This window comes from Exiguobacterium sp. s124, from assembly GCF_018617485.1.
GTDB lineage: Bacteria > Bacillota > Bacilli > Exiguobacteriales > Exiguobacteriaceae > Exiguobacterium > Exiguobacterium aestuarii.
In genome coordinates this window covers 82,816-97,073 of record NZ_JACSKH010000003.1, presented here as the reverse complement: position 1 = coordinate 97,073, position 14,258 = coordinate 82,816, and the positions used below count along the sequence as shown (strand labels likewise).

At 46.9% G+C, this 14,258-nt stretch carries 13 protein-coding genes; all 13 read left to right on the top strand.

What is annotated here, in order from left to right; all coding sequences use genetic code 11:
• Positions 1-70: 70 nt before the first annotated feature.
• The 13 genes from KNO85_RS12755 (at position 71) to KNO85_RS12695 (ending at position 14,247) form a co-directional block, all read left to right on the top strand.
• Complete coding sequence (locus KNO85_RS12755; protein WP_214790628.1) at positions 71-1,255, top strand: NosD domain-containing protein; 1,185 nt, start codon at positions 71-73, stop codon at positions 1,253-1,255.
• Positions 1,242-1,802 carry a nitrous oxide reductase accessory protein NosL gene (locus KNO85_RS12750; RefSeq protein WP_214790626.1) on the top strand — a complete coding sequence of 187 codons (561 nt, stop codon included), beginning with the start codon at positions 1,242-1,244 and terminating at the stop codon, positions 1,800-1,802. Before KNO85_RS12755 ends, KNO85_RS12750 begins: the two co-directional genes overlap by 14 nt.
• A gap of 3 nt (positions 1,803-1,805) precedes the next feature.
• Positions 1,806-2,597, top strand: a complete 792-nt coding sequence (locus KNO85_RS12745) for a hypothetical protein (RefSeq protein ID WP_214790624.1) — start codon at positions 1,806-1,808, stop codon at positions 2,595-2,597.
• The gene (locus KNO85_RS12740) at positions 2,594-3,313 is read left to right on the top strand and encodes an ABC transporter ATP-binding protein (RefSeq protein WP_214790622.1); all 720 of its coding nucleotides are present in this window, start codon (positions 2,594-2,596) and stop codon (positions 3,311-3,313) included. Before KNO85_RS12745 ends, KNO85_RS12740 begins: the two co-directional genes overlap by 4 nt.
• A 63-nt stretch (positions 3,314-3,376) precedes the next feature.
• Entirely contained in the window at positions 3,377-4,837 is a 1,461-nt protein-coding gene (locus KNO85_RS12735; protein WP_214790620.1) for an MDR family MFS transporter, read from the top strand.
• A 37-nt stretch (positions 4,838-4,874) separates the two neighbouring features.
• The gene (locus KNO85_RS12730) at positions 4,875-5,975 is read left to right on the top strand and encodes a PQQ-dependent sugar dehydrogenase (protein WP_214790618.1); all 1,101 of its coding nucleotides are present in this window, start codon (positions 4,875-4,877) and stop codon (positions 5,973-5,975) included.
• A 97-nt stretch (positions 5,976-6,072) separates the two neighbouring features.
• Positions 6,073-7,290 (top strand): M48 family metallopeptidase, encoded by a 1,218-nt coding sequence (locus tag KNO85_RS12725; protein ID WP_214790616.1) that lies wholly within the window; start codon positions 6,073-6,075, stop codon positions 7,288-7,290.
• A gap of 101 nt (positions 7,291-7,391) precedes the next feature.
• On the top strand, positions 7,392-9,143 hold the full coding sequence (locus KNO85_RS12720; RefSeq protein ID WP_214790614.1) for a sensor histidine kinase: 1,752 nt from the start codon (positions 7,392-7,394) through the stop codon (positions 9,141-9,143).
• Positions 9,140-9,850, top strand: a complete 711-nt coding sequence (locus tag KNO85_RS12715; RefSeq protein ID WP_214790612.1) for a response regulator — start codon at positions 9,140-9,142, stop codon at positions 9,848-9,850. Before KNO85_RS12720 ends, KNO85_RS12715 begins: the two co-directional genes overlap by 4 nt.
• A 15-nt stretch (positions 9,851-9,865) precedes the next feature.
• On the top strand, positions 9,866-10,579 hold the full coding sequence (deoD, locus tag KNO85_RS12710; RefSeq protein ID WP_214790610.1) for a purine-nucleoside phosphorylase: 714 nt from the start codon (positions 9,866-9,868) through the stop codon (positions 10,577-10,579).
• A 122-nt stretch (positions 10,580-10,701) separates the two neighbouring features.
• Positions 10,702-11,847, top strand: a complete 1,146-nt coding sequence (locus KNO85_RS12705; RefSeq protein WP_214790609.1) for an MFS transporter — start codon at positions 10,702-10,704, stop codon at positions 11,845-11,847.
• 149 nt (positions 11,848-11,996) lie between these two features.
• Positions 11,997-13,382: an aldehyde dehydrogenase gene (locus KNO85_RS12700; protein WP_214790607.1), complete on the top strand. Its 1,386-nt coding sequence runs from the start codon at positions 11,997-11,999 to the stop codon at positions 13,380-13,382.
• Positions 13,383-13,536: 154 nt separating this feature from the next.
• Positions 13,537-14,247, top strand: coding sequence for a Crp/Fnr family transcriptional regulator (locus KNO85_RS12695; RefSeq protein WP_214790605.1), 711 nt, complete (start codon positions 13,537-13,539; stop codon positions 14,245-14,247).
• Positions 14,248-14,258 lie beyond the last annotated feature (11 nt).

Below are 14,258 nucleotides of genomic sequence, written 5' to 3'. Positions count from 1 at the left end.
TAAACCACACACATACCTATGGGGGTTTCAGTAAAATGGGGGGTGTAAGCGGTTGAGAGAAGGAGGGGGCATGAAACGATTATTAGTCAGTATTCTGTTTATGTGTTGGATGCCTTATGTGAATGCGGAAGAAACACGGACTCCATTGACTGAACCAATCGTCATCGAATCAAACGAATTGTTCGATGGGGATGGAGAAATGTATACGAGTTGTGGACATCCTGCGTTCATTCTTCGGGGGACGGGTGCTGTTCTTGAACATGTATCGGTTCAACAGTGTGAGGGCGACGATGTCCCAGCCGTTCAAGTATCAGGTCTCGGACATCAACTAATCGATGTATCCATTGAGTCCTCGGGAACTGGACTATTGATTGAGAATAGTTACGGCGTGCGGGTCATTCGAACATTGATTCAAGGGAACGGACAGGCGGATGGAATCGTACTTCTTAACAGCGAAGCATCAGAACTCAAAGGAGTCGTCGCGAAAGAAGTGCGAGATGGGATATACATAGAAAACGGGTCTAGGCACAAGATTGTTCGACCAATCATTTCGCATTCCCGTTACGGCATTCACTTGATGTTTCCGACCGATGTTGTGATTTCGGTACCTGAACTACATCATAACCTGACAGGTGCGATGATTATGGGGACCGATCGAGTCACTTTTCAAAATGGGAATGTACACGACCAATTTGGCGGAACGGCGACGGGGCTGATGTTATATGAAGCTGTCGACACAATCATCGAGATGACGCATATTTACGGAAATCATATCGGTTTATATGCAGAACAGTCAGAAGGGACAATCCTTGAACGGAATGCAATCAACGGCAACGATATTGGCTTTCAATTGAAGCAAGCAAGCGGGATGATGATTCTTCGAAACAATCTATTGGGGAATCGAGAACCCGTGACGATGTTCAAGTCATCGGAAAACGTGGTGCAAGGAAATGTTTGGGGTGGTACGACACTTGATCTGAATCGTGACGGCTATAGTGAGATTCCATTCCGGACCGATCCATATTTGTTCTTATTGACGGATTCATATGAAGCATTCGAGTTGTTGTACGGGTCACCGGGGCTTCTTCTATTAGAAAACATATTACGAAGCCCGGAAGACGTATCGTTGACGGACGGATCACCACAAACTGATTCGGCGATCTGGCATTGGAACGGGTCAATCTGGAGCGTAGGGAGTATCTTTTTACTCATCATCATTTGGATATTTGGGAGGAAACGACATGAAATCGTATAAACAAGTAGCAGGACTATTATCAGTAGCAGGATTATCTTTAGCGCTTGGGGCATGTTCAAGTGCATCGGCAGAACCGTTTGACATCAAATGGGGAGAAACAGAGTGCGAAGTGTGTAAGATGAAGATCATGGATGAACAGTTTGCGGCGGAAGCGATTATGGAGAATGAAAAAGGATATGCGTTCGATGATATCGGATGTTTGATGCGTGATTGGTATCCTGAACAAAAAGAAGAAGATATTGCTGCCATGTATGTAAAAGACTTCAATACGAAAGATTGGGTCGAATTAGACGAGGCGATGTTCGTTTATGACAAAGAGTCGAAAACACCGATGGCTTACAATATTCTTTCATTCGCAAAAGAAGCAGACGCAGAAGCGTATATGGAAGAAAACGGTGGCGAAATGATGGACTTTGATCAATTGAAAGATCATACATGGGAACGCGGCGAGATGAATATGATGATGGACGGCGAAGGTTCGATGGACGGAATGGACCAAGATAGTGAGATGGACATGGAGATGGATACGGAAGAAGAAGGGCAGTAACTGATGTCTTTATGGAGAATGGAATGGGCACGTAGCCTTCGAAAGCGAGAGAACTATGCCTTTCTCCTGACATGGGTCATCACGCTCGTTCTACTCGGGGGAATCGGACAAGCTCTGCCGATTGCTGCGGACTATACGAATATCAGTGCGACGCTCATCACAGTGCTCGGACTATTACTTCCGCTCTTTATCTTATTGACGACTGCGCTTCATTGGGGACAAGAGCGGGAGTCGAAGCGATTGAACTTGCTTTCGACATTCACGTATCCGAAATGGAAGTTCATTTTCATTCGCTTCAGTTCGTTTTTGGTCACACAAGTGCTCGTTCTATTACTAGCATTCCTCATCGCGTCGCTCGTTGTCGGGCAATCGTTTACAACATGGATCATTCTGTTCGCATACGCGACCGGATTAACAATTTATGCGACGGCACTCGGTACGTTGCTTGGATTGCTTGGTCGTAAGAGAATCCGGGCGATGTTGCTCGCCTTTTTAACGTGGGTCGTCTTCGTGTTATTGTGGCCGACGATTCTCGTGACAATCATTTCCTGGCTTCCTTACGGCATACAAGTGAATGGGATGATTGCCTCGCTGTTCGTGAATGGATTTGATTTGATGCGAATTTGGGCAAGTACATCAGTGTCGTCTCCCGATATTTTCGGAAGTGTCTACCTTCAGTTATTAACTTGGATGAATCAACCGGTTGGATCTGTCGTAGTCTGGGCTACCTTATTAGCGACGAGTGGTCTCTTGTTATGGCTTGCTTCGAAAATGGCTTGGAGGAAAACATCATGATTCATTGTATAGACGTAGGTAAAAAATATGGCGATACGTGGTCGCTCTATCCGATTCGTGAAGAGATTGCATCGGGGCGAATCGTTGCTTTATGCGGGAGCAACGGAGCTGGGAAGTCGACGCTTTTGAATCTGATGAACGGTACAATCGAACCAAGCACCGGGGTCATTCAGTTGAACGGCTACACGACAACAGAACGAAGGAAATACAATCAAAGCTTTGGGTATATGCCTGACGACTTTTCGTTTGATGACACATGGACGGTTGAAGAGACGTTCGCCTATTATGCGATCCTACAAGAGGCACGACCGACTCCCGAGACTCTAAAGCGGGTCGGGTTGTACGAGCATAAGCAGAAGCGCGTCACCGAACTATCTAAAGGAATGCGACAACGCCTCCTTTTGGCACAAGCACTCGTCAATGCGGCAGATATCCTACTATTAGATGAACCGACGAACGGATTGGACCCCATCTGGATGCGAATGCTTCAAGACTTACTACGCGAAGAGGCGAAACGAGGGGCGACGATTGTGTTTTCAACTCACCAATTAGATGTGGCGGCTATGTTGTCAGATGAAGTCTGGATGATGAGAGCGGGTACCATTTGTGGGAAGGTAAACGTTCATGAACAACAAGCCGCTTACGAACGGCTAAGAGAATTCTTTTTCGAATCGCAAGATGACACTTGTCAAATGCACGTGGCTCGCACAAAATAATAGACAGTTGAAGTGGTGTTCGGAACCTTCCGACGCCACTATTTTTTTGGGGAGATGGAATGTATGAGAAAAAATGTGACGGTTGCCCTCTTGTTGGCGACCTTCTTAGCCGCGATTGAAGGGACCGTCGTATCGGTTGCGACTCCTGTAATCGCCAGTGAGTTGAACGGGGCAACGCTCGTCAGCTGGGTGTTTGCGGCCTTCTTACTATTTACGGCCGTATCGACTCCGATTTATGGGAAAGTTGCGGATTTATTCGGACGAAAACGTGTCCTCTTGTTTGGAATCGGGTTGTTCACGTTATCCTCACTCTTATGTGGGTTAGCCACGTCGATGGAACAGTTGATTGTCTTTCGGGCGTTGCAAGGTCTAGGGGCTGGTGCGGTGCTTCCGATTTCGATGACGATTATCGGTGATCTATACAAATATGAGGAACGTGGAAAGATTCAAGGGATTTTAAGTGCCGTATGGGGCGTATCGGGTGTACTCGGTCCGGTCATCGGCGGCTTTTTGGTCGAAACGTTGTCATGGCGCTACGTCTTCTTGTTGAACGTGCCATTCGCGTTACTTTCGTTCATCATGATCGTCATCTTCTATAAAGAGAAAGTCGCTGAGACGACTGAACGGATTGACTTGAAAGGCGCTCTTTTGTTCGCGGGTGGGACGACCGCATTTCTATATGCGCTCATTACATTCAGTGAGACGAATGAATGGACGACGACCATTGTTGCCAGTGGACTATTCAGTATCGTTTTATTAGTTGGTTTCTTCGTATCCGAACGAAAAGCGACATCTCCGTTGTTACCGTTTGAATTATTGAAGCAACCGACGATTGCTGCCATCAACGGGTCAGTCTTTTTTGCAGCATGGGTGCTCGTCTCGATGTCCGCATACATCCCGATTTGGGCACAGGCTGTGTTAGGGAAATCAGCGACAGAGGCTGGATTTATGTTGATGCCATTATCGGTCGCGTGGACGTTCACATCGATTATCGGTGGACGTACACTTGGTGTGGCTTCTCCGAGACGGCGCGCCTTGATTGGAATGGGTTTACTGATCATCGGGACACTCACGTTGACACTGTTATCGCAATCGAGTGCGGATGTGTGGGTATACGGTGCAGTGGCGCTGATTGGCGTCGGATTCGGATTGTCTCAACCGATGTTTATCGTTGTCCTGCAAACTGTCGTCTCGTATCAACAGCGTGGAACAGCGACGGCGACCAACTCATTTTTGAGTACGGTTGGTCAAACGCTCGGCGTTGCCGTGTTTGGGGCCGTCTTTAACTTTGTCGTACTCAATGACTTTAAGAACGGCGAGGCGTTATCTCAAGTTTCATTAGAAGATTTCTTCAATCAGAGCGTCACGGAGACGTTGAACGCATCTGTTCGACTGCAAGGAGAACAAATCATCGCGACCGGATTGAACAGCATCTTTATCGGGGCGATGGTCGCGGCCATCATCGCGTTCGTCATCTCGTCTCGCTTGCCAGCCCGCCCACCGGAACCTTCACAACGCTCGTGAAACAAGGGTATGATGAGGAAAAGGGAGGCGAACCGACATGAAACGTCAAATCGGGATTGTGACATTGTTGTTTCTGATGGGATGTACGCCAGAACAAACGAACGAAGGAACAGAACCACGAGTTTCAGAAGAGTCGACACGTAATGAGTCAGAGACTGATCGTGAGACGGGCACGACGAAAGAATCGGGACTCGAAATTGGTGAGGTGACGACAGTTGCCGAGAACTTGGCCATCCCGTGGTCACTCGTTCGGACAGAGGACGGATGGCTCGTATCAGAACGTGGTGGTACCATCACCGTCATTGACGGTTCGGGTGGCGTAACCCGACAAGACGTGAACTTCGAGGAAAGCGTGTTCGAGATTGGTGAAGGAGGACTCCTTGGTCTTGCGTTAAGCGAAGATTTTGAATCGAGCGGTAAACTTTACGCGTATCACACGTACGGATCGTCAGGAAGAAATGTTCAAAATCGTGTCGTCGAGTTGACGTGGGATGGAGAACGCTTTGAAGAGACGAATGTCTTACTTGATGAGATTCCTGGTGCGCGTTTCCACAACGGGGGTCGCCTATTGCTGGACGGTGAGAACCTTTGGGTGACGACGGGAGATGCGCTCGTGCCTGAACTCGCACAAGACGAATCATCGTTAGCCGGAAAGATTATACGAATCCCATTATCGGGTGAAGGTGAACCGACCGACTGGATTTATTCCCTAGGTCATCGGAATCCCCAAGGTCTGAGTCGGATTGACGACATGCTTTATGCGAGTGAGCATGGGGCGAGCGGGCATGACGAGGTCAATATGATTGAAGAAGGAAATAATTACGGATGGCCGATCATTGAGGCAAATCAAGAACAAGAGGGCCTTGTCACACCATGGTTTGAAGTAGGTGACACGTCGTGGGCACCTTCTGGTATTGCGACAGATGAGCAATACGTCTATATGGCTACCCTTCGGAACAAGCGTCTCGTCGCCATCGACCGAGAAACGAAACAAGTGACGACGATTGTCGAAGATGTGGGTCGGATTCGTGATGTGTGGTTAGAAGACGACACATTGTACTTTATTTCGAATAATACGGACGGACGAGGCACCCCGCAGCCGCAAGATGATCAACTCTATCAAGTAACGATTCGCTAGAAACTGACGACTTTGTCAGTTTCTATTTTTTTCGTTGTTTCTTCTGGAAGTAACGGTATAATTAAACATGTATTTTGGAAAAAGAAGGAGAATTTAGATGAATCATTCAAACTTGGTACATAAACGAGAAAAATTATACTTCTCACTTTTAGTTGCAGCAAGCGTACTCGTGTTGATCCTCGGGGTCGTGTTGACGGTAGCCTCATTTGGTCTATTTTTATGGATCATCGGTACAATCGTATCGCTCTCGCTCTTTACGCACTGGATTCAAATCGGGTACATTCGGACGAACGGTGTCAAAGTGACGGCTCGTCAGTTCACAGAACTCCATGACATGGTCCAACGTGTCGGGGCAGATATGGGCATCCGCTTGTTACCGGATGTGTATATTTTACAAGCGGGCGGTGTGCTAAACGCTTTTGCCACTCGTTTCTTCCAAAAGAATATGGTCATTTTGTATTCGGATGTTGTGGAATTGACACGGACGGGTCAGACGAAAGAAGTGGAGTTCGTCATCGCGCACGAGCTGGCGCACATTCGCCGAAACCATGTCCAAAAACAGTGGGTCATCTTGCTAGGAAGTATCATTCCTTTCTTAGGTTCTGCCTATTCACGCGCTTGTGAATATACGTGTGACCGGATGGCTGCCCATTACATTCAAGATTTCGGGGCGGCGAAACGTGCATTAACGGTTCTCGCGATCGGGGGGCCGCTCGCGAAAGAAGTGAATGAGTTTGACTATTTATATGAAGCAAGTCGGGAAAACGGATTTATTGCGAAGTATAGTGAATTGTTGTCGACACATCCAACGTTGCCGAAGCGAATCGCATCGATTGCAACATCTGCCGGTGAAGAAAACGTTCCGGTATTCAAGACGGCTGGATATGTGAAAGCTTCAATCATTTCGATGGTGTTGTTGACGGTGATCGGGAACGGAGCCATCATCGCCTTACTCGTGATGAGTGATGATTTGACCGAAATCGTATCAGCAGGCATGACCGAAGACTTTGGAGATGACTGGGCACTTGAATGGGAAGAACCGATTCAAGAATTGACGTATAACAATGCGAGCTATGAAGAGATTGAAGCGGAACTATTAAACGGTGCTGACGTGAACGTCCAAGACGAGTACGGCGAAACACCCCTTCACAACTTGTTCTACAATGATGAGGTTGATGAAGAAACGGTTCAACTCTTGCTAGATAACGGAGCTGACGTCACACTCGAAAACGACAGCGGGATGACACCGATTGACACGGCACGTGATTGGGGTCATGGTCCTGAACTCATTGAGTTAATGGAATCCTATGAATAACGGAAATCTCCTTGTCTCAAAAGAGACGAGGGTTTTTTTTTAGGTTTTTTTGCAAACGTTTGCATAACGCGTGATATACTGTTGGAGTAGGAGGGAGATCGGTGAATAGCATTCGGACAAAGTTAACGGGAATGATTGCGTTGACGATTATCGTGCCAGTCATTTTAGCGACGATTGTTTCATTTTGGTATGTAAAAGATCGGGAGCGTGAACGTGGTCTCGAGATGACCGAATGGTCGCTCGAACGAGGCACACGTCAGATGGAGCGCTACATCTCTGATTTGAGTCGGCTTCCCACGAGTCTATATGCCGACCGCGATGTATTGGATATTTTAGAGTACGGACCGGGTCTTTCATTAAGAGAAACGGAGATTGAAGTGCGACGTGCTCTACTTGCGATGTATTTGTCCCGTGAAGACGTGGCGCAAATTCAGCTGTTGATGCTCGAAGATATGGATTCGTTCGCAGCGTACAAGATGAAAGTATCCCCGCGCTCGAAAAAAGAACCAAGTGTCGTCCAGCAACAGCTTTTAGAGAATCCAAAAAGTCGTGTTCTATTGGAAGCTTCCCATCCACTCATTCCTTATCATGATTTTGGACCGATTATGACGCAAGAGGACGTCGTGACGCTTCATTTTAGACTCGATAAAATTGAAACGGATGAACCGCTTGCTATTCTATCGCTTGATATCCCTGAAAATTTATTTATCGGACAGTTGGCCTCTCTGCAGAATAATCCGGAAGAAAGTTTATGGTTTGTCGGTGAGGATAACCGCGTGTTCGCCCACCTCGGTGAAGGGGAGATCCCGACTTCGTTTCAACCGCGGTCGATTTCGACAGACGGAAAACACCATCAGATCACGAAAACCTTCGAGTTCGACCATCAACAGTTTTATGTCGGTAAATCGATCCCGGATGAACTCTTGACCGAACCGGCCTCACGAACGTCGTTCATCATCTTGCTTGTCGGGATTGTCTCGCTCATCTTGGCATTGATCGGAGCGACGTATGCCTCGATGAAATTGACGACTCCAATCAAGACATTGACCTCGAACATTTGGCGAATCGAGCAAGGAGACATGACCGTCTCATTTGATTCCCTCGGAAATGATGAGTTTGGCGTACTTGGGAGACAGTTCAAGCGAATGATTGAACGGATCGATGATTTGATTCAACGAGAGTATAAGCTCGCCTTAGAGAATCGAACGAACGAGCTGCGCACACTTCAGGCGCAAACCAACCCGCATTTCTTATTCAATGCGTTGCAGTCGATTGGAACGTTGGCGTTAAAAGGAGAGGGCAAAACGGTTTATCGATTGATTACGCAACTCTCTTCGATGATGCGCTATACGATGCATCCAGAAGAGTCGATGGTTACGCTAAAGCGAGAAATCGAGCATTTGAACTCATACATTCGTCTTCAAGACGTACGGTTTCCAAATCAGTTTCAAGTGATTGTCTCAATCCCTGAGGAACTACATGAACTGATTGTCCCAAAGATGATTTTACAGCCGTTGGCAGAGAACTTCTTTAAACACGGTTTCGAACGGGACGGGTCTGCATTAGCAAATCGATTTGAGGTGACGGCCTGTATGGATCATACGTCACTTGTGATTCGCTGTGAGAACAGTGGTCGTTCGCTGACGGCCGAGGAATGGGAACGGGTCATGTCACGAATCGAGCAAAGCGATTCGACATTTTATGACACAGAAGGCACAGGATTACGAAACATTCGTGATCGACTCATGTTAAACTATAATCGGGAGGCAAAATTTATGTTGGCTACACCTGAAACAGGCGGTTTTCGAATTGTGATGCGTTTCCCCGCTTCTTCTGAGGGGGTGGCGTCATGACGAAAGTGTTGATTGTAGATGATGAATCTCCGGTAAGGGAAGCGGTGAAATTACTCGGTGAATGGGAACGATTCGGTGTGACGATCGTACTTGAAGCAAGGGATGGGCGTGAAGCACAGACGCTCATCGAGCAGGAACGTCCAGCGCTCATTTTATCCGATATTCAAATGCCCCATTGTGATGGCATCGAACTGATGGAGTGGGTACACGACCATGCTTCATTTGCTAAGCTTGTCGTACTGACAGGATACGATGAATATTCGTATATGCGACGGGCCATCCAATATGGAAGCTTTGATTATTTGTTGAAACCGATTGACCCCGATGTATTGAATGATACGTTGGCACGCGCATTAGGGGACGTGGTCAATGAATCGAGTGGTGACCCGATTTCTCAGATTGGAATGTTCATTGAACAACATTTTTCGGAAGAGCTGAGTTTGCAAGGTATGAGTGAACGATTTTACTTAAGTCGAGAGTACATCTCGCGACGTTTTAAACAACAATATGGCGTGAACTTGTCTGAATACGTGTTGACGATTCGGATGAACGAAGCGAAGCGCCTGTTAGAGACGAGTAGACAGCGTATCTATGAAGTCGCCCAAGCAGTGGGCTTTTCGGACGATAAGTATTTCCGGAAGGTCTTTAAAAAACAAGTCGGTGTTACTCCGAACGAATTTCGGGAAAAGGTTCAACGACAAGCTTAAAGGAGGAATTCAAACATGAGTGTACACATTGGAGCTCAAGAAGGACAAATTGCAGAAACGGTATTACTTCCAGGGGACCCGCTTCGCGCCAAATACATTGCGGAGACGTTTTTAGAAGACGTCGAATTATATAATGAAGTTCGTGGGATGTACGGCTTCACGGGTACGTATAAAGGTAAGCGCATCTCAGTTCAAGGAACAGGGATGGGTGTGCCTTCGATGTCGATCTATGTGAATGAACTCATTATGTCGTACGGCGCAAAAAACTTGATTCGTGTCGGAACAGCTGGCGGGATTCAAGAAGATGTCAAAGTGCGTGATGTTGTCATCGCCATGAGCGCGTCAAGTGAGATGGGTCAAAACCGTGTCCGCTTCAACGGAATGGACTATACGCCAACAGCGACGTTCGACCTCCTACATCGTGCATATATGAATGCAGAGAAAGCGGGCATCCCGGTGAAAGTCGGACAAATCTTCACAGCGGACCAATTCTATCAAGATGATTTCCACCATTTCAAAAAATGGGCTGACTTCGGTTGCCTCGCTATTGAGATGGAAGCAGCGGGTCTATACACGCTTGCAGCGAAGCACAAAGTGAATGCGTTGACGATCCTCACAATCTCTGACCACTTGTTGACAGGTGAAGAGACGACATCAGAAGAGCGCCAAACGACATTTGATGAAATGATTCGTGTCGCACTCGATACAGCCGTTGAAGTAACGAACTAAACGATTTTCCCTACAGTCCATGGCTGTAGGGATTTTTTGTGTCCAAACCGATTCATCCCTATGAAACGTATGGAGCTCCAGCTAGACTAAGGATAAGATCACGAGAAAGAGGATTTGTCCAAATGAAAACTCCATCACGTTTTATATTATATGGCATCGTATTTTTTGCTTTTTTTGATTTGTTCGCTCAACTCCCGATCATGAGTACGTTTGCGGTATCTGTTGGCGCATCTTCGTTCATCGCTGGTTTTTCCATCGCTGTCTATTCGTTGACGAACACGTTTGGAAATGTGCTTTCTGGTATATGGACCGATCGAAATGGTCCCTATCGCGTTTTGGTGCTCGGCTTATTCTTGACGAGCTTAAGTTTACTCGCTTATCAATTTGTTGACTCGCCCTCCATGTTGCTGTTTGTCCGATGTGTCCACGGATTTGTGGCTGGGCTTATCGTACCGGCTGCATTTACGTTATCAGCGAATGTCACCGCAACGAACCGTCAAGGGAAGAAAGTCGCGATTACCGGAAGTTTCGTCGGATTGGCGGCCATCATTGGTCCTGCCTTTAGTGGAATCATCGCCAGTGTCACGTCCCCATCGACGGTCTTTTTATTCGTTTCTTTGTTCGGATGGGTGATGTTGTCCGTGACAGTCGTGACGATGCGACGAACTCAAAAGATCGAGGAAAAGAAAGAGTCCGATCTGGAACTGACAAAACCGGATCCGAAAGTGATTCGGGCCTATTGGGGGGCATTCTTCCTCATGTTTTCCCAAGGAGCACTCGCCTTTTTATTACCGCTTCACGTGCAGGAACTTGGATTTGATTCACGATTGAGCGGTACGTTACTCAGCATGTTCGGCGTGGTCGCCGTCTTGTTCTTTGTATTACCGACGAACCGAGTGTTCGATCGGTTTTCACCGACTAAATTGACCGCACTTGGAGTCGCAATCATTGGGACGTGTCAGATATTGATTGGACAAGCAAGTGTACAAACCAGTCTTTATGGGGTACTTGCCTTATATGGAGTGGGATTTGCGATTTTATTCCCGGCCATCAATACGCAATTGATTCAATCGACATCTCCGCAAAACCGAGGGAAAGCATACGGGGCGTTCTATGCATTTTTCTCTCTCGGAACGGTAGCGGGGTCATCGTTTTTAAGCGCTCTTCCGCTTTCCATCGTTCAGCAGTTCATGCTGACCGGCCTGATTTTATGGGGGGCAAGCCTCCTCTTTCTTATCAGTGGAATGAAGAGCGGGCGTATGTTTTGACACGATGAAAATAATCGATTAATCTATGATTAAATGTTTAAACATTTAAACGTATGATATAACCCACATCGATGAAAGCGTTTTTTTGATTCGCTTTTCTCACGATGATAAAATGAAATCAATGTGATGAATCACAAGGAGGAAAGTTCATGCTGGCACCGATTGAACAGTTGACGATTGACGAGCTTGTCCAGAAACAACGTCGCTTCTTTAAAACGCAGGCGACAAAATCGATGGCATTCCGTTTGAGTATGCTGACATTTTTGAAGGAATCGATTAAGCATCATGAAGCGGACTTGCTAGAAGCCCTTCGCGAAGACTTGAATAAGTCGGAGATGGATGCGTATACGACAGAAATCGGATTCATTTACGATGAGATTTCACGTACGACACGTGAACTGAAGCGATGGATGCGTCCGAAACGTGTTCGTGGAACCGCCATCCATTTAGGAATGAAGAGTGAGGTTCAATATGAGCCGTACGGTACGGTATTGATCATCGCTCCGTGGAATTATCCGTTCCAACTTGCGGTCGCGCCACTCATCGGTGCCATCGCAGCGGGGAATACAGCGGTCGTCAAACCTTCAGAACTGACCCCGAATGTCGCACGTGTCCTGACGCAGGTGTTAGAGCGTGCCTTTACCGATCGATATGTGGCCAGTGTCGAAGGAGATAAAGACACGGCGCAAGAACTATTGAATCAAAAATGGGATTATATTTTCTTCACAGGCTCGACGCAAGTCGGACGGATCGTCAATAAGGCGGCAGCAGAACATTTGACACCGGTCACACTCGAACTCGGTGGTAAATCACCTGTGATCGTTCACGGAGATGCGAACGTTTCGATTGCGGCAAAACGTATCGCCTGGGGGAAATGGATGAACGCCGGTCAAACATGCGTCGCGCCAGACTATGTGCTCGTACATGAATCTCAACAAGAAGCACTTTTAGAAGCGATCAAACAGGAGGCGTTTGCGATGTTTGGGAACGGTGTCGGTACGAAACGATACACGCGCATCGTCAACGAATCGCATTTCGACCGTTTATCTCACTATTTGACAGAAGGTGAGCTTGCTTTCGGCGGTGAGACGAACCGGGATGAACTAAAAATTGCACCGACCGTTATGACGAATCTCCACGAAGATGCCGATGTGATGAAAGATGAAATTTTTGGTCCGATTTTACCGGTCATTCCATATCGTCAGCTAGATGAAGTGATCGAGTTCATCTCTGACCGACCGCATCCACTTGCTCTGTATCTATTTACGGAATCGAAAGACGTGGAACAAACGGTCATGAAACATCTTTCCTTTGGGGGAGGATGTGTGAACGATGTCATCATGCATTTGACGAATCCAAATCTCCCGTTTGGTGGAGTGGGCGAAAGCGGCATGGGGGCCTATCATGGGCGGACGAGCTTTGAGACGTTTAGTCACGCCAAATCAATTTTAAAGAACACGACGAAATTCGATTTACCGGTCCGGTATCCGAACTTTAAGCCGGCCGAACAATTGATTCGATTGATTCAACGATAAATACTGTAGAGAGATTCGGTATGAACGCCGAATCTCTTTTTTTGAAAAAGATTGTTTGAAATGTCACATACTTTTTCGATACTCCCTGTCACACTCCTGTATAATAAAGTCATAATTGGAACGTACGAATGAAACGTGGAGGGAGCACCGACCTATGTCAATGCAATGTGGAACGACCCAACCGAACAGTTTTGTATTCTCAGATGAAACGAAACAATTGCTACTAGAAATGATGACGATTCAACATCATCCGAAAGCGAGTATCGTGTGTTGGGAAGGTGAGAAGTGTGATAAGTTCTTTTACTTGAAGAGTGGTTCTGTCAAATTCACGAAAATCACGAAAAAGGGAAATCCACTCGTCATGTTCATGTATGGTTCGGATGATTTCTTTGGTGAGTTTGATATCGTGGAAACTTTCCCTAGTTCATACAGCATCGAAACGACTGAAGAAAGTACGATTGGTACCATTTCAAAACGAGAATTGGAATCGCTCATGCAACGCGATATTCGATTTGCCGGAGAAATTTTACGATGGACGTCGATGATGCGCAAGCATTCAGAAATGAAGGTACGTGACTTATTATTGTACGGAAAGCCAGGGGCGTTGGCTTCAACGTTGCTCCGTATGGCAGCTATGCACGGTGTCGAGGAAGAGGGGACAATCGTCATTCCACGTCATCCTTCAGACGGTGAACTCGGGCAATTGATCGGAGCGCCACGCGAGACGGTGAACCGATTGATTAGTCAGTGGCGAAAAGAAGGGGTCATTAGCACGACGGCCAAATCGATTGTCATTCATGATGTTGATTTTTTGAAAGAGCTTTGTCACTGCGAAGGTTGCCCTGCAGGTATATGTCGTTTATAAACCGTCTCATC